General features: G+C 72.7%; 15 protein-coding genes. 12 read left to right on the top strand and 3 right to left on the bottom strand.

Features of this window, described 5'->3' with window-relative positions; all coding sequences use genetic code 11:
- Positions 1-26: 26 nt before the first annotated feature.
- From K304_RS0104545 to K304_RS0104535, 3 genes are all read right to left on the bottom strand, one after another.
- Positions 27-1,187, bottom strand: a complete 1,161-nt coding sequence (locus K304_RS0104545; RefSeq protein ID WP_027762781.1) for an acyl-CoA dehydrogenase family protein — start codon at positions 1,185-1,187, stop codon at positions 27-29.
- Between the two features lie 93 nt (positions 1,188-1,280).
- Entirely contained in the window at positions 1,281-2,057 is a 777-nt protein-coding gene (locus K304_RS0104540; protein WP_027762780.1) for a 3-oxoadipate--succinyl-CoA transferase, read from the bottom strand.
- A gap of 29 nt (positions 2,058-2,086) precedes the next feature.
- Positions 2,087-3,004 carry a CoA transferase subunit A gene (locus tag K304_RS0104535; RefSeq protein WP_051307895.1) on the bottom strand — a complete coding sequence of 306 codons (918 nt, stop codon included), beginning with the start codon at positions 3,002-3,004 and terminating at the stop codon, positions 2,087-2,089.
- A gap of 165 nt (positions 3,005-3,169) precedes the next feature.
- Here K304_RS0104535 and K304_RS0104530 point away from each other — a divergent pair, with 165 nt between their 5' ends.
- The 12 genes from K304_RS0104530 (at position 3,170) to K304_RS0104475 (ending at position 15,306) form a co-directional block, all read left to right on the top strand.
- Positions 3,170-4,081 (top strand): LysR family transcriptional regulator, encoded by a 912-nt coding sequence (locus K304_RS0104530; RefSeq protein WP_027762778.1) that lies wholly within the window; start codon positions 3,170-3,172, stop codon positions 4,079-4,081.
- A 254-nt stretch (positions 4,082-4,335) separates the two neighbouring features.
- Positions 4,336-5,676, top strand: a complete 1,341-nt coding sequence (locus K304_RS0104525; protein ID WP_051307857.1) for an MFS transporter — start codon at positions 4,336-4,338, stop codon at positions 5,674-5,676.
- Between the two features lie 429 nt (positions 5,677-6,105).
- A complete protein-coding gene (locus tag K304_RS0104520) occupies positions 6,106-6,369 on the top strand; it encodes a hypothetical protein (RefSeq protein ID WP_037789221.1) in 264 nt (87 codons plus the stop codon).
- 119 nt (positions 6,370-6,488) lie between these two features.
- Positions 6,489-6,935: a PaaI family thioesterase gene (locus tag K304_RS0104515; RefSeq protein WP_051307855.1), complete on the top strand. Its 447-nt coding sequence runs from the start codon at positions 6,489-6,491 to the stop codon at positions 6,933-6,935.
- A 76-nt stretch (positions 6,936-7,011) separates the two neighbouring features.
- Positions 7,012-8,004 (top strand): LacI family DNA-binding transcriptional regulator, encoded by a 993-nt coding sequence (locus K304_RS0104510; RefSeq protein ID WP_486591570.1) that lies wholly within the window; start codon positions 7,012-7,014, stop codon positions 8,002-8,004.
- A 208-nt stretch (positions 8,005-8,212) separates the two neighbouring features.
- Positions 8,213-9,574, top strand: coding sequence for an ABC transporter substrate-binding protein (locus tag K304_RS0104505; protein ID WP_027762773.1), 1,362 nt, complete (start codon positions 8,213-8,215; stop codon positions 9,572-9,574).
- An 18-nt stretch (positions 9,575-9,592) separates the two neighbouring features.
- Positions 9,593-10,513: a carbohydrate ABC transporter permease gene (locus tag K304_RS27240; protein ID WP_051307852.1), complete on the top strand. Its 921-nt coding sequence runs from the start codon at positions 9,593-9,595 to the stop codon at positions 10,511-10,513.
- Positions 10,510-11,412 (top strand): carbohydrate ABC transporter permease, encoded by a 903-nt coding sequence (locus tag K304_RS0104495; RefSeq protein ID WP_027762772.1) that lies wholly within the window; start codon positions 10,510-10,512, stop codon positions 11,410-11,412. Before K304_RS27240 ends, K304_RS0104495 begins: the two co-directional genes overlap by 4 nt.
- Positions 11,409-13,445: a beta-galactosidase gene (locus K304_RS0104490; RefSeq protein WP_027762771.1), complete on the top strand. Its 2,037-nt coding sequence runs from the start codon at positions 11,409-11,411 to the stop codon at positions 13,443-13,445. Before K304_RS0104495 ends, K304_RS0104490 begins: the two co-directional genes overlap by 4 nt.
- 32 nt (positions 13,446-13,477) lie before the next feature.
- Positions 13,478-14,041 (top strand): TetR/AcrR family transcriptional regulator, encoded by a 564-nt coding sequence (locus K304_RS31580; protein WP_051307850.1) that lies wholly within the window; start codon positions 13,478-13,480, stop codon positions 14,039-14,041.
- Positions 14,038-14,889, top strand: a complete 852-nt coding sequence (locus tag K304_RS0104480) for an oxidoreductase (RefSeq protein ID WP_027762770.1) — start codon at positions 14,038-14,040, stop codon at positions 14,887-14,889. Before K304_RS31580 ends, K304_RS0104480 begins: the two co-directional genes overlap by 4 nt.
- A 42-nt stretch (positions 14,890-14,931) precedes the next feature.
- Entirely contained in the window at positions 14,932-15,306 is a 375-nt protein-coding gene (locus K304_RS0104475; RefSeq protein WP_027762769.1) for a hypothetical protein, read from the top strand.
- The last annotated feature ends 214 nt before the right edge of the window (positions 15,307-15,520 follow it).

The following is a 15,520-nucleotide window of genomic DNA, read 5'->3' as shown; positions in this document are numbered from 1 at the left end:
CGGCCCTCCCGGCGGTCCCGGACCGGTCAGGTCATGGCGTCGACGCCCGTCAGGGCGCGGCCGATGAGGAGCTTCTGCACCTGCGAGGTGCCCTCGTAGAGCGTCAGCACCCGAGCGTCGCGCAGGTACTTGCCGACCGGGTACTCGTCGATGTAGCCGTAGCCGCCGAAGACCTGGAGGCATTTGTTGCTCACCCGCACCGCCGTCTCCGCGGCGTGGTACTTGGCGGTCGAGGCGTCGGTGCCGTATTCCCGGGGCCCCAGCCCCGCGTCGGCCATGCGCGCCACGTGGTGGGTGAGCAGCCGGGACGCCTGGACGTCGACGGCCGAGTCCGCGAGGAGTTCCTGCACGAGCTGGAACGAGGCGATGGGCCGCCCGAACTGGGTCCGCTCGGTGGCGTACCCGACGGCGGCGTCCAGCGCGGCCTGGGCGACGCCCACCGCGCCTGCGGCCACCGAGACGCGACCGCGGGACAGCGCGCCGAGGGCGATGCCCAGCCCCTTGTCCACGGGCCCGAGGCGGGCCGCGTCCGGGACGCGGACGCCCTCGTAGGCGAGTTCCGCGGTGGCCTGGCCGCGCAGGCCGAGCTTGCCGTGGATCTCGCGGGCGGTGAAGCCCGGCCGGTCGGTAGGCACCAGGAACGCGGTGACGCCTTGGTCGCTCGTCCGGGCGAAGGTGAGCGCCACCCCGGCCACCGAGCCGTTGGTGATGAAGGTCTTGGCCCCGTCGAGCACCCAGTCGACGCCGTCCCGGGTGGCCCGGGTGGTCAGCGACGCGGCGTCCGACCCCGTTCCCGGCTCGGTGAGGGCGAAGCAGCCGAGCGTCTCCCCGGCGGCCAGCCGCGGCAGCCACTCCGCCCGCTGCGCCGGACTGCCGTGCGCGGCGACGGTCTTGGCGACCAGCCCGAGGGAGACGGACACGATGCCGCGCACCGCGGAGTCGCCGCGGCCGAGTTCCTCGGTGACCAGCGTGTAGGACAGCATGTCCGCGTCCACGCCGCCGTGTTCCTCGGGGAGCGTCAGGCCCAGGAAGCCGAGCGCGCCGAGCGCGTGCACGATGCCGGGATCGACCCGCTCGGCGCGGTCCCATGCGCGGGCGTGCGGGACGATCTCGGCGTCGACGAAGCGGGCCGCCGCGGCCCGGAATTCGCGCTGCGTGCCGGTGAGTCCGAAGTCGCGATCGAGCACGGTGCCTGCCTCCTGGTCGGTGGTCGCGCCCGGCCCCCGGGCCGGACCGGTCGGTGTGCGCGGGGCCCGGCGGTGCGGCCGGGCCCCGCCGGTTCAGCGCAGGTACACGCGGTCGGGGTCGACGGTGTCCCGCAGCAGGTGCAGTTCGTCGGAGGTCGGGGGCTCGACGGTGGTCACCGCGTCGGCCACCCGCAGGTCCCAGCCGGTCGCGCGGCGCACCTGGGCGACGGTCACCCCGGGATGCACGGCGACCAGCGTCAGTTCGTCGCCCGCCCCGTTCCGGGCGAGGACGCCGAGGTCGGTGACGACCCGCGTGACCCCTGCGCCGCGCGGGGTGACGCCTTCCCGCAGCGCCCGGTCCGGCCCCGGTGAGGTGCAGAAGTCGAGGCTGTCGGTGAGCGACCGGGGATCGTGGCGGCGCATCACGACGAAGACCTCGTGGGCACCGGCCATCACCTCCATCGCCCCGCCCGGTCCGGGCAGCCGTACCCCGGGCCGGTGCCAGTCGCCGATCACCGAGGAGTTCAGGTTGCCCCACCTGTCGATCTGGGCGGCGCCGAGGAACCCGACGTCGATGTGGCCGCCTTGCAGCACGTAGCCGAACAGCGCGGGCATCGGGAGGACGGCCTCCGCGCCGGTGACCAGGACGGCGTCGGCGATGGTCTCCGGAAGGTGTGAGGGGTGCGCGCCGCACACCCCCGACTCGTAGACGATCTCCAGCTGCGGGGCGACGGTCAGATGGGCCAGCGAGGCGGCCAGCGTCGGCAGCCCGATCCCGGCGAACACCGTACGCCGGGCGGCGAGTTCGCGGGACGCCGCGACCGCGATCAGCTCCGAGGACGTCACGGACCTCGTGGGCGCGGATGCCATGGGCGGTTCTCCTTCGCGGTGGCGGACGGTCACAGGCGCCGCCCGTAGTTCACGGGGAGGCTGAGCGCCTCTCCGACGGCCAGCGCCGACCAGTGCTCCTCGCCGAGCAGGGCCACGTAGGCGGCGTGGTCCGTCGTCCCGTGCACCCACTCGGCCATCCAGTCCTTCAGCCGCGCCGGATCGCGGCTGATCCGCGACCACGACCGGTAGAAGGCGTTGTCGCGGTCGTAGTAGCCCTGTGCGAACGACGGGTGCGCGCCGCGGGGGCACGCGACGACGGCGTCCACCGCGTGTGCCGGGATCACGGTCCGGTTGGGATCGGAGCGCACCACCTCGTCGTCGACGACCTCCTCGACCACCACCACCGCCCGGGCCGCCGCGTACACGGCCTCCGCCTGGACCCCGGTGAGCCCCCAGATCTGGGTGTTGCCGCTGCGGTCGGCGCGCTGCGCGTGCACGAAGGTCACGTCCGGGTGCACCGGAGGCACCACGTAGACCTGCTCCCGCTCGCCGTCGGGCCCGGGGTAGGGCGAGGCGACCGTGCGCAGGCCCGGGTTGACGGACGGAAGGTCGCTGCCGGCGTACGAGCGCAGCGGATGGAAGGGAAGGCCGGACGCTCCGGCCAGGTAGCGGCACACCATCCCGTAGTGGCTGTACTCCTCGAACGCGAGCGGCTCCGGCTCGCCCGACTCGACCCGGCGGCGCAGTTCGCCGAGCGACCCGGCCGAGGAGTTGCCCACGAAGGAGGAGACGAGTTTCGACACGCACCCGCCGGCCAGCATCTGGTCCACCACGATGTCGGCGGTCATGCGCACCACCGTCAGGTCGCGCCGTCCCTGACGGACGATCTCGTGTCCGGCGGCCGTGGGGATCAGGTGCGTGAAGCCTTCCAGGCAGACCGTGGCGCCGTCGTGCACGAAGGCCGCGACGGCCTCCCGCATCGTCATGGTCTTGTCCACGAAGGGCTCCTCGCGTCGCGGTCGGGCGTTCCACGCTGCCAGCCGCCATTGATTAGTGTCCAATACCGAATTAAGGTCGAATCAAGACGTCAGAGAGATGAATGCAGGAGGGCGCGGGCTGCCCCCCGGCGACGGAAACGGACCGGAACGACGATGGAACTGCGCTACCTCACGGCCTTCGTCGCCGTGGCCGAGGAACTGCACTTCGGGCGCGCGGCCAAGCGGCTCCAGATGGCGCAGCCTCCGCTGAGCCAGCAGATCCGCCAGCTCGAGCGGGAACTCGGCGTCCAGCTCTTCGAACGCAACACCCGCTCGGTGCGGCTGACCAGCGCCGGCCGGTCCTTCCTCGAACCGGTGCACACCGTGCTCCGCGATCTCGACCTCGCCACCCGGGCCGCGAAGGCCGCCGGACGCGGCGAGTACGGGCGGGTCACCGTCGGGTTCGCCGGCGCCTCCAGCCACGAGACGCTGCCGCTCCTCACCCGCGCCGTGCGCCTGGCCCACCCCGGCATCGAACTCGCCATGCAGGGCCAGACCTACGCCCACGTCGCGCTGGAACGCGTCGCCGACGGTTCCCTCGACCTCGGCTTCGTCCGCCTGCCCGCCGACCGTCCCGGTGTGCGGACCCGGGTGATCTCCGAAGAGGAACTCGTCTGCGCCCTCCCCTCGGACCACCGGCTGGCGGGCCTGAGCGCCATCGCCCCGGCGGACCTCGCCGACGAGCCGTTCGTCAGCTTCCCCGCCAACGCCGGGTCCTCGCTGCGCGACGCGGCCGTACGCACCTGCGAGGAGGCGGGCTTCCGGCCGCGCATCGTGCAGGAGGCGCCCGACTCGCACACCATCCTCGCCCTGGTGGCCGCCGGCGTCGGCGTGACGCTCACCCTCACCTCCTGCCAGCACATCCAGCAGACCGGACTGGTCTACCGGCCGCTGGCCGGCTCGCCGGTGCGACTCCAGGCCGCCCTCGCGTGGCGGCGGGACAATCCGTCGGCCGCCCTGCGCACGGTCCTCGCCGTCGCCCAGGACGCGCTGCCCGTCCCCGCGCCCGCCGCCCGGCGGGACTGACCGTCCCTGCGCCGGGCGCGGCACCCTCGCCGGCGGCGGCCTGCGTGTCGCGCCGGCCGCGTTCCGGGGCGCCCCGTCCGTGGCCGAATCCCGTCGACAGTGAGACGTAAGACGTCTCACTGCATCAGTGATTCAGTATTGGACCCGTCTCGGTGTCGGCTGGCACGGTTACCGCCATCACCTTCCGAGGCGGGCGCCCGCCGGCTCCACCCGGCCCCGCACCGCCCCTCCCCACGACGCCGATGGGAGCGAGCATGAGTGCGGCACAAGCCGCCCGCGAACGGCGCAGGACGGCCGGCCGTGCGGGCATCGGAGCCTTCGTCGGCTCGACGATCGAATGGTTCGACTTCTACATCTACGGCACCGCCGCCGCCCTGGTCTTCGACCAGGTCTTCTTCCCCGAACTCGAGGGCCCCGTCGGCACCCTCGTCGCCTTCGCCACCTTCTGGGTCGGGTTCCTCGCCCGTCCCCTCGGGGGAATCGTCTTCGGCCACTTCGGCGACCGGCTCGGCCGCAAGAAGACCCTCGTCATCACGCTGCTCATGATGGGCATCTCGACCACGCTGATCGGGCTGCTCCCGGGCTACGCCTCCATAGGCGTCGCGGCGCCGATCCTGCTGGTCACCATCCGCATGATCCAGGGCATCGGCCTCGGCGGGGAGTGGGGCGGCTCCGTCCTCATCGCTTCCGAACACGCACCCCGGGGTAAAACCATCCTCTACGGGGCGTTCGCCCAGCAGGGCTCGCCCGTCGGCAACAGCCTCAGCACCCTGAGCTTCCTGCTCATCAGCCAACTCCCCGACGACGACTTCCTCACGTGGGGCTGGCGCATCCCCTTCCTCGCGTCGGCCGTCCTCGTCGTCGTCGGCCTCGTCGTCCGGCTCAAGGTCGCCGAATCCCCGGCCATGGCCGAGGTCCTCGAGAAGAAGCAGGCCGCCCGGGTGCCGCTGTCCGAGATCCTGCGGAAGCACCCCACGCTCATCGTCCTCGGCATCGGAGCCTGCACCATCGGGCTGTCCGCCACCTACTTCAAGACGACGTTCGCCCTGTCCTGGGCCACCTCCGCCCTGAACTTCGAACGCAGCGACTTCCTGACGATCATTCTGGTCGCCACCCTGGTGCAGATCGTCGTGCAGCCCTTCGGCGCCCTCATCGTCACCAGGATGAGGAGCTGGTCGAAGGCGGTCACGCTCATCCTGCTGCCCGAGATCGTGCTGATGCCCCTGATGTTCCTGCTCATCCGCAGCGAGAACTACGGACTGGCGATGTTCGGCGTCGTCGTCGCGACCGTGCCGCACTGCCTCTACTACGCCGCACTCGCCGGCATGCTCGCCAGTCGCTTCCCCGCCCACCTGCGGTACACCGGCATCTCCCTGTGCTACCAGCTCTGCGGCACGCTGCTCGGCGGCACCACCCCGATCATGGGTCAGTTCCTGCTCAACCGGACCGGTTCGATCACCGCCGTGATCGCCTACGCCGTCTTCCAGGTGCTGCTGACCCTCGGCTGCGTCCTCCTGCTCCTGCGCCGCCCCAACCACGACGACCGCGCCGCCGCCCGCGGGCCGGAACCCACCCGCACGACCGCCCTCGTCTGACCGTTCACCCCCTCCGGGGGCCGGCCCTCCCGGCGGGGCCCGCCCTCAGGACCTGTCCGGCGGATCTACTCGGTCCGACGACGACGGCTGCGGCACCTCTCCCCCGTGGCCCTTCGGGCACGGGGGTGCCCCCACCGTTGTCGCCTCGCGCGAGTACGACAAGTACGAGCTGCGATCCTCCGCCTTGCGATGCGTCCCCTCCGTCCTGGCGGACCTGGAGAGACCCCAGGCATCCGACGCCGCGGGCCGACCCTCAAGGATCCGCCGGACAGGCCCTGGAGGGCCGGTGCAGCGGGAGCGGCGCGTGCCGTCTCTGGTGACATCCCTACAAGAAGGCGGTCCTCGGTGCGCGCGCGGGTTCCGGGCGTTAGGCTACTCAGCCGCGTCGGCCTGCGGCCGGCGCGGGGAAGCCCGAACCTGGAGTACGCCATGGACGACACCGCGCGGCGCGACACCGGCCTGCGCCGACCCGACGGCATGGCGAACGCGGCGTTCGTCCTCGGCCTGGTCGGCCTCGTGGTCCTGCCCATCTGCCTCGGCCCGGTCGCGATCGTGCTGGGCGTCCTCGCAATGCGGCGTGACACCACGCTCCGCAGCCGCGCGCGGCTGGGACTCGCCCTGGGAACCGCGGACGTCCTCGTGTTCGCGGTGTCCCTCGCGGCGGAGCGCGACTGGCTCGGTCCTCTCTTCTGACCATCCCGGGTCTCCTCCGCTCCAGGGTTCCGGCGGTCCCCTCGGCGACCGGTACAGGCCTCGTAGGCTGGGGACGCCCGCGCCTCGCGGGCCCATGACCGACCCGGGAGGGAGAGACCATGACGCCGCACCGGCACCCCGACGGTCCCCGTGGCCGCGACCTGGTCGCCGCCATGCCGTTCGCCGAGCGACTCGGCGTCGAGATCGATCAGGCCGAGCCGGAGCGCGTCACCGGAACCCTCGCGTGGGCGCCCGAACTGTGCACCGTGGGCGGAGCCCTGCACGGCGGGGCACTGCTCTCCCTCGCCGACTCCGTCGGCGCCGTCTGCGCGTTCCTCCACCTCCCGCCCGGTGCCGGCACCGCCACGATCGAGACCAAGACCAACCTCTTCCGCGCCGTCCGTTCCGGCACCGTCCGCGCCACCGCCCGCCCGCTGCACGTCGGCCGGACGCTGATCGTGGTGCAGACCGACCTCACCGACGACCGGGAACGGCTCCTCGCCCAGACCACCCAGACCCAGGCCGTGCTGCCGCCGGCCCCGGACGGTGGCGCGCCGACCCCCTGACCGGGAGGCCGGCGGCGGTCCGCGCCGAGAAGGCAGGTGACGTAAGGTGGTCGCCTGTCCCGAGGGAGGAAGACGGGTGCCGCAACCGGTCACCATGAGCGACGTCGCGCGCGCTGCGGGAGTCTCGGTGACCACCGTCTCCTACGTGCTGAGCGGCAAACGGCCGGTCGCCCCGCACACGCGCCGCGCGGTGGAGAAGGCCGTCGCCGATCTGGGCTTCACCCTCAACACCGTCGCCCGCAACCTGCGCACCGGGCGGTCCACCATCGTCGCGCTGGTCGTGCCCGACCTCGCCAACCCCTTCTACGCCCAACTCGCCCGCGGCCTGCAGGAGTCGCTGCGCGGCCCGGGCTACCACCTCGTCGTCGGCTCCTCCCTCGCCCAGCGCGACGAGGAGCGCGCCTTCCTCGAGGAGGCCGTGGAGCAGCGGATGGCCGGTGTGGTGATCACCCCCTTCCGCATCGGGCCGGACGACCTGGGCCCGCTGGCCGACGCGGGCATCCCCGTCGTCGTCAGCGCGGACGTCCGCTTCGGTGACGTGGACCACGTGGCCCCCGACTCGGCCGCGGCCTTCCGCGACGCGCTCGCCCACGTCACCGCCGCGGGCCGCCGCCGGGTCGGCATGATCGCCGGCCCCCGCGACGTGACCGGCGGCGACCCCCGGCTCGACGTGCTGCGCGCCGAGGCCCGGCGGTTCGGGCTGACGCTGGCCGATCCGTACGTCGTCCCCGGCGAGCACACCCGCGAGGCCGGTGCCGCCGCCTTCGAGGCCCTGATGGGCCTTCCGGAGCCCCCGGACGCGGTGTTCTGCGTCAACGACGTCACGGCGGTCGGCGCCCTGGAGAAAGCCGAGGAGCTGGGCGTCGACGTCCCCGGCGACGTCGCGCTGACCGGTCACGACGACATCGAGTTCGCCTCCCTGGTCCGGCCCCGCCTGAGCACCGTCCGCTACCCCGCGATCGAGGTCGGCCGGTCCTGCGCCCGGCTGCTGCTGAGCAGGCTCGACGGCAGGTCCGCGGCCCGTACGGTGCGCGTCGCGACCACCTGGGTGCCACGCGCCTCGGCCTGAACCTCCGCCGGGTCCGGTCCCCGCCCACGGCCCAACGACTTCCCGTCGACACCTAGCCCCGCTGCCGTCTTTGTGTTTGGCTACCCGGCACGCAATCGATTGCGTACGCCGGTCACCGCACGGTGCCCGCCTCGACCGGTCCGGCATCGGTCCAGGCCGGAGCGCCGGTCCGCCGAAGAGCCGAGCGACCCAGGGATGAGGAGAACCGATGACCCACCGAAGGCGCCTTCCGCGCTCACGCCGTCTGCTCGCCCCGGCACTCGCCCTGCTGCTGGCCGGTCTGTCGGGCTGCGCCGGGACGGACGACGCGGGCGAGACGAACGCGGACACCTCGTGCACCCCGGCCGAGGGAGAGGTGACCCTGGAGTACTGGTCCTGGGTCCCCGGGATGCAGCAGGCCGTCGATCTGTGGAACCGGCAGCACCCCGACATCCGCGTGAAACTGCGCACCACCCCCGCAGGCAACGCGGGTGCCTACCAGAAGCTGTCCAACGCCCTGAAGGCGGACGAGGCGCCGGACCTGGGACAGGTCGAGTACGACTCGCTCGCCAACTTCCGGCTCAAGCAGGGCCTCCGGGACATCGCCGCCTGCGAGCCGGTGCAGCGGGCCGAGGCCGAGTTCGTCGACTGGACGTGGTCGCAGGTCACCTTCGGCGAGGGCGGCGAGGACGGCGTGTGGGCGATCCCGCAGGACACCGGGCCGATGGCGCTGTTCTACCGCAAGGACGTCTTCGACCGCCTCGGCCTGGAACCACCCACCACCTGGCAGGAGTACGAGGCGGCGGCCCGCACCGTGCAGAAGGCGGACGGCGACCGGTACATCACCCACTTCTCCCAGACCGACCCCAACTGGTTCGCGGGCCTGCTCTGGCAGAACGGCGCCGAGATGTTCCAGCGGAAGGAGGACACCTGGAAGGTCACGGTCGACCGGCCGGAGAGCCGCCGGGTCGCCGAGTTCTGGCAGGGCCTGATCGATGACGACCTCGTCGCCACCGACCTCCAGGGCTTCTCACCCGCCCTGTACAAGGCATGGAACTCCGGTGAGGTGGTCACCTGGATCGGCGCCGCCTGGGGCTACAGCACCATCCGCGACAACGCCGGGAAGACCGCGGGCGCATGGGGGGTGGCGCCGATGCCCCAGTGGTCCGGAGGGCAGCAGCGCGCCGGCAACTGGGGAGGCTCGACCACCGCCGTACTCGCCGGGACCGAACACCCGCACGAGGCGGCGCAGTTCGCGACCTGGCTCAACACCGACCCGCAGGCCCTGCGGATCCTCAACCGCGAGGGCGGCCTGTACCCCGCCGCCACCGCCGGCCTCGAACTGCCCGCCCTGCAGAAGCCCGTCGACTTCTACGACGGCCAGAAGATCTTCGACGTCTTCGCACGGGCCTCCCGCAACGTCGACACCGAGTTCACCTGGGGCCCCACCATGACCGAAACCTACCGCCACCTGAGCGACGGCACCTCGGCCGTGACCGGCGGCGAGAAGACCCTGGGCGACGTCCTCGCCGAGACCGACCGCCGGACCGCCGAGTCGCTGCGCGAACAGTCCCTGAACGTCGCCGACTGACGGGTGAAAGGGCCCTCCGTGACATCCGCCGCCCCGCGACGAGCGGCGCCCGCGCCCACCGGACGCCGGCGCCGCTCCCTCGCCCCGCTGCTCTTCCTCGCCCCCTTCCTCGTCCCCTTCGTCCTCTTCACGCTGCTGCCCGTCGGCTACGCCTTCTGGCAGTCGCTCCACACGACCGAGCGCGTCGGCGGCACGTTCGGCCGTACGACCACCGTCTTCGCCGGTTTCGAGCAGTACGCGGAGGTCCTCGGCAACGACGCCTTCCTGGCCTCGGTGGGCCGCGTGCTGCTGTTCGGCATCGTGCAGATCCCCGTGATGCTCCTCCTCGCCCTCTCGCTGGCACTGCTGCTCGATTCCGGTGTGGCGCGGCTGAAGAAGTTCTTCCGCATCGTCTACTTCGTGCCCTACGGCATCCCCGGCGTCGTCGCCGCCCTGATGTGGGCCTTCCTCTACGACCCGCGGCTCTCGCCCGTCGTCGACGTGCTCCGCGACCTCGGTACCAGCCCCGACCTCCTCGCCCCCGGCGCGGTGCTGTGGTCCATCGGCAACGTCGTCACCTGGACCTACACCGGCTACAACATGCTGATCATCTATTCCGCCCTGCAGGCCGTGCCGCAGGACGTCCTGGAGGCCGCACGGGCGGACGGCGCCGGCGGCTGGACCGTCGCCCTGCGCATCAAGGTGCCCATCGTCCGTCCGGCGCTGATCCTCACCGCGGTGTTCTCCATCATCGGCACGCTCCAGCTCTTCACCGAGCCGCAGGTCTTCCGCGCCATCTCCACCAGCGTCACCAGCACCTACACCCCGAACCTCGCCGCCTACTCGCTGGCCGCCGCCGACAACTACAGCGAGGCGGCCGCCATGTCCGTCGTCCTGGCACTGGCCACGTTCGTGCTGTCCTTCGGCTTCCTGAAGTTCACCGGCAGGAGGGGCGCATGAGTCTCCTGACACGCACCGCAGGCGCCCACCCGCCCGGCGCCTCGCCCCGCGCACAGCGCGCCCGGGACCGCCGGTCGACGATTCTCGCCGTCGCCTTCATGGCCGTCGTCGCCTGCTACATGCTGCTGCCCGTCTACTGGCTGCTGGTCTCCGCGACCAAGAGCCAGCCGGACCTGATCGGCACCCCGGGCCTGCTGCCCGCGGACTGGCACCTCACGGCGAACCTGACCGCGCTGTTCAGCCAGGACGGCGGCGTGTACGGCCGCTGGCTGCTCAACAGCCTCCTGTACGCCGGAGCGGGCGCGGCCCTCGGTACCCTCCTCGCCGCCATGGCGGGCTACGCGCTCGCCAAGTACCGCTTCCGCGGCCGCGAGGCCGTCTTCTCCGTCGTCCTCGGCGGCGTCCTGGTGCCCGCCACCGCCCTGGCGCTCCCGCTGTTCCTGCTCTTCTCCGAGGCCGGAGCCACCGACACGTACTGGTCGGTCTTCCTCCCCAGCATCGTCAGCCCGTTCGGCGTCTACCTCTCGCGCATCTTCGCCGCCGCGTCCGTTCCCGACGAGGTGATCGAGGCCGCACGCATCGACGGCGCGGGGGAGGGGCGCATCTTCTTCGCCGTGGCGCTCCGCATGATGGCACCCGCCCTGGTGACGGTCTTCCTCTTCCAGTTCGTGGTCATCTGGAACAACTTCCTGCTGCCGTTGATCATGCTGCAGGACGAACGGCTCTACCCGGTCACCCTCGGCCTGTTCACCTGGCAGTCCCAGATAAGCCGCCTCCCCGAGCTCCAGACGCTGACCATCGCCGGATCGCTGGTCTCCGTCCTCCCCATCGTGGTGACGTTCCTGCTGCTGCAACGCTACTGGCGGGCCGGACTCGCCGCCGGGGCGGTGAAGTCGTGACCGCTTCCCCGCCCGGCGCCCACCCCCTCCACACCGTCGGCGAGCGGCTCGGCGGCCTCGCCTACGGCGGCGACTACAACCCCGAGCAGTGGCCCGAGGAGGTCTGGCCCGACGACGCCCGCCTCATGCGGGAGGCGGGCGTCAATCTGGTCACCGTCGGCGTCTTCGCCTGGTCGCACATCGAACCGCGCCCCGGCGTGTGGGACTGGGGCCGACTCGACCGCGTCCTGGACCTCCTCCACGGACACGGGGTCGCCGTCGACCTCGCCACCCCGACGGCGGCCCCGCCGCCGTGGTTCGCCCGCGCCCACCCCGACGCGCTCCCCGTCACCGCGGACGGCCGCCGCCTCTGGCACGGCTCCCGCCAGGCCTTCTGCCCCAGCCACCCGGCGTACGCCGCGGCCGCCGACCGCGTCGTCACCGCGCTCGCCGAGCGCTACGCCGACCACCCGTCGCTCGCCCTCTGGCACGTCCACAACGAATGGGGCAACCACAACGCCCTGTGCTACTGCGACACCAGCGCCGCCGCCTTCCGGGACTGGCTCCGCCGGCGCTACGGCACCCTGGACGGCCTCAACCACGCCTGGGGCACCGACTTCTGGAGCCAGCGCTACGGCGACTGGGAGGAGATCGTCCCGCCCCGCGGCACCACCGCGTTCGGCAACCCCACCCAGGAACTCGACTTCCGGCGCTTCTCCTCGGACGCCCTGCTCCACCGGCACCGTGCGGAGACCGCCCTGCTGCGCGCGCACAGCCCCGGCACGCCGGTCACCACCAACCTCATGGGCACCCTGGAGAAGAAGGTCGACGGCTTCGCCTTCGCCGAGGCCTGCGACCTCGTCGCCGTCGACCACTACCTCACCGCCGCCGACCCGGACGCCCATGTCGGACTCGCCCTCAACGCCGACCTGGCCCGCGGCATGGCGGGCGGCCACCCCTGGCTGCTGATGGAGCACTCCACCTCCGCCGTCAACTGGCAGCCCGTCAACATCGCCAAGCAGCCGGGGGAGATGCGGCGCAACACCCTGGCCCACCTCGCCCGGGGAGCGGACGGCGCCCTCTTCTTCCAGTGGCGCCAGTCACGGGCCGGGGCGGAGAAGTGGCACTCCGCGATGCTCCCGCACGGCGGCACCGGCACCCGCGTCTGGCGCGAGGTCACCGCGCTCGGCCGCGACCTGCGGAAGCTCGCCGAGGTGCGCGGCTCGCGGACGGTGGCCGACGTCGCGGTGCTCTTCGACTGGCACGCCTGGTGGGCCCTGGAACTGCCCGCCCGGCCCTCGTCGCACCTGCGCTACACCGATCTCGTGCACGACTGGTACGCCGCCGTGTGGTCCCTGGGCATCACCTGCGACCTGGTCCCGCCGTCCGCTCCGCTGGACGGCTACCGGGCGGTCCTGGCACCGGGCCTCTACCTGCTCGCCGACGACGACGCGAAGCGGCTGGCCGCCTACGTCCAGGGCGGCGGTCACGCCGCGTTCGGCTTCTTCAGCGGAGCCGTCGACGCCGACGACCGCATCCACCCCGGCAGCCACCCGGGGGCACTGCGCGACCTGCTCGGGCTGGCCGTGGACGAGTACCTGCCGCTGCACCCCGGCCGGTTCCTGAGCCTGGACGACGGCTCCCGCGCCACCACCTGGGCCGAGCGCATCGAGCCCCGGGGCGCGGAGGTCCACCGCAGCTTCGCGCACACGCCCGAGGGCGGTCCGGCGCCCGGGCAGCCCGCCGTCACCCGCCACACCCGTGGCGCCGGAACCGCGTGGTACGTGGCCACCCGCCTGACCCCGGAGCCGCTGCGTCAGACCCTCGGCCACCTGCTGCGACACGCCGGGGTCCGTCCGGCGGCCCCCGTGCCGCCGGGGGTCGAGGCCGTGCGCCGCGTCTCCGGCGACCGCTCCTACCTCTTCCTCCTCAACCACACGCCGTCGGAGGCGAGCGTCGCCGTGCGCGGCACGGACCTCCTCACCGGCGAGCACCACGATCCGCTGTGCCTCGCGGCGGGCGACGTCGCCGTCCTTCTCGAAGACCGCGACTAGACATGCTGACACTCTCTGCATAAAGTGTCAGCATGTCACCCCGACCCCGACTCGACCTCGTACTGGACGCGGCGCTCGCCGCGTTCCTCCGCTACGGAGTGAAGCGCACGGCGATGGAGGACATCGCCCGTGAGGCGGGCATGTCCCGTTCCTCGCTGTACCAGTACGTCCGCAGCAAGGAGGACGCGTTCGCCCGCGTACGGGAGCGCATGTTCGCGCGCGCCGTCGACCGGGCGGCGGCCGCCGCCGGTGCGCACGACGGGCCGGTGGAACAGACCGTCGCCGTGCTCGCCGTCAAGCTGCGCCTCGTCGCCTCCGTCCACCGGGACTCGCCGCACGCGCGGGAGATCCTCGCCGAGCACGACCGTTCCACCGCCCCCGGACAGGACGCTCTGCTGGCGGGACTCGCCGGAATCCTCACCGGCGTGCTCGCGCCGCTGGCCGCGGCCTCGCCCCTGAGCGCGCAGGAACTCGCCGGGGTGCTGCTGGCACTGACCCGCGGCCTGGAACACGACCTCGACCACCCGGACCGGGCGGAGCGGCTCCTCGGCGAGACCGTCCGCCTCCTGCTCGCCCCGCTTGAGGAGACCGCATGAACGACCCCCACGGACCCGTGCTGATCACCGGCACGACCGGCGGCATCGGCGCCGCCACCGCAGCACGTCTGGCCGCCGACGGCATGACCGTCTACGCCACGGCACGCCGCCCCGAGGCCCTGCGTGCACTCCAGGACGCGGGCTGCCGCACGCTGCGACTCGACGTGACCGACGAAGAGTCGATGCGGGCGGCGGTGGAAGAGATCACCGCCGAGCACGGCGGCCTGGGCGCCCTGGTCAACAACGCCGGCTACGGCGCGTACGGCGCGGTCGAGGAGGTGCCGCCGGAGCAGCTGCGGGCACAGTTCGAGACCAACGTCTTCGGCCTGGTCCGCCTGACCCAGCTCGTCCTGCCCCACATGCGCGAGGCGGGGCGGGGGCGGATCGTGAACGTCTCCTCCATGGGCGGCCGCCTGGTCTTCCCGCTCGGCGGCGCCTACCACGCCAGCAAGTACGCGGTGGAGGCCTTCTCGGACGCGCTTCGGCACGAGGTGACGCCCTTCGGCATATCCGTCTCCCTCGTCGAACCCGGCCTGATCCGTACCGGCTTCGGCGCGACCGCGGGCGACACCCTGGCCGCCGCCACCTCCCCGCGCAGCCCCTACCGGCCGCTCGCCGACGCCGTCGAGCACCGGATGACCCGCACCTACGGCTCCGCGCTGGCCGCGGGCCCCGACCCGGTCGCCCGCACCGTGCACCGCGCGCTGACCGCCCGGCGCCCCCGCCACCGCTACGTCGTCACGCCCGCCGCCCGGGCCCTGATCCACACCCGCCGCCTGCTGGGCAGCCGCGCCTGGGACGCCTACCTGCGCCGCCAGTTCCGCACACCCGCGACCGCCGACCGGTAGCGGAGACCGCGGCGCGTACGGCGCTGCGCGTATCGTCCGTCCATGAGCACTGCATCGCCTCGCGTCCTGGTCATCGGACTCGATCCGCGCCGCGTACCCGGGCCGTGGGACCCCGAGCCGGTGGTCAGGGCGATCGAGGCGGGACTGGCCGAGTTCGCCGCGCACGGCGTGGGCGCGGAGACCTGCCTCATCGGCCTCGACGGGAGCGACGACGTGGAAGCGGTCGTCGGCGACGCGCTGCGAGCCCGAAGGTGGGAGTGCGTCACGGTCGGCGGTGGCCTGAGGCACTCGGACGATCACGTCGAGCTCCTCGAGCGGGTGGTCCACCTGATCCGGCGGCACGCACCCGACGCCGCCATCGCCTTCAACAGCAGCCCGTCCACCCTCTACGAGGCCGCGGCCCGCTGGATCGCGTGACGGCGGGGCACACCGTGCCCCGCCGTCACGCCGCGACACCGACCCGGGCCTGACGGCTGATCAACTCGCCCCTCCCACGGGCCGGATGGGGTCGACGGGCCGCCGGCGCCGACGGCTCGCGGCCGGTTCGCGCTCTCGCGGTGCGGAGCCGGCCCGCGCTATAAAGTCATGTACATGCCTAGGGCCGTCGGCCTTCGGCTCTGGGCCCCTACCC

It is taken from the genome of Streptomyces sp. CNS606, assembly GCF_000426325.1.
The sequence above is the reverse complement of the archived record's forward strand: the minus strand, read 5'-3'. Positions and strand labels throughout refer to the sequence as shown.

Bases quoted from the DNA above. Each gene is read 5' to 3' on its own strand.
- K304_RS0104480 (WP_027762770.1), top strand. From the start codon at position 14,038: ATGAACGACCCCCACGGACCCGTGCTGATCACCGGCACGACCGGCGGC.
- K304_RS0104530 (WP_027762778.1), top strand. From the start codon at position 3,170: ATGGAACTGCGCTACCTCACGGCCTTCGTCGCCGTGGCCGAGGAACTG.
- K304_RS0104520 (WP_037789221.1), top strand. From the start codon at position 6,106: ATGGACGACACCGCGCGGCGCGACACCGGCCTGCGCCGACCCGACGGC.
- K304_RS0104475 (WP_027762769.1), top strand. From the start codon at position 14,932: ATGAGCACTGCATCGCCTCGCGTCCTGGTCATCGGACTCGATCCGCGC.
- K304_RS31580 (WP_051307850.1), top strand. From the start codon at position 13,478: ATGTCACCCCGACCCCGACTCGACCTCGTACTGGACGCGGCGCTCGCC.
- K304_RS0104535 (WP_051307895.1), bottom strand. From the start codon at position 3,004: ATGACGATGCGGGAGGCCGTCGCGGCCTTCGTGCACGACGGCGCCACG.
- K304_RS0104525 (WP_051307857.1), top strand. From the start codon at position 4,336: ATGAGTGCGGCACAAGCCGCCCGCGAACGGCGCAGGACGGCCGGCCGT.
- K304_RS0104515 (WP_051307855.1), top strand. From the start codon at position 6,489: ATGACGCCGCACCGGCACCCCGACGGTCCCCGTGGCCGCGACCTGGTC.
- K304_RS0104540 (WP_027762780.1), bottom strand. From the start codon at position 2,057: ATGGCATCCGCGCCCACGAGGTCCGTGACGTCCTCGGAGCTGATCGCG.
- K304_RS0104495 (WP_027762772.1), top strand. From the start codon at position 10,510: ATGAGTCTCCTGACACGCACCGCAGGCGCCCACCCGCCCGGCGCCTCG.
- K304_RS0104505 (WP_027762773.1), top strand. From the start codon at position 8,213: ATGACCCACCGAAGGCGCCTTCCGCGCTCACGCCGTCTGCTCGCCCCG.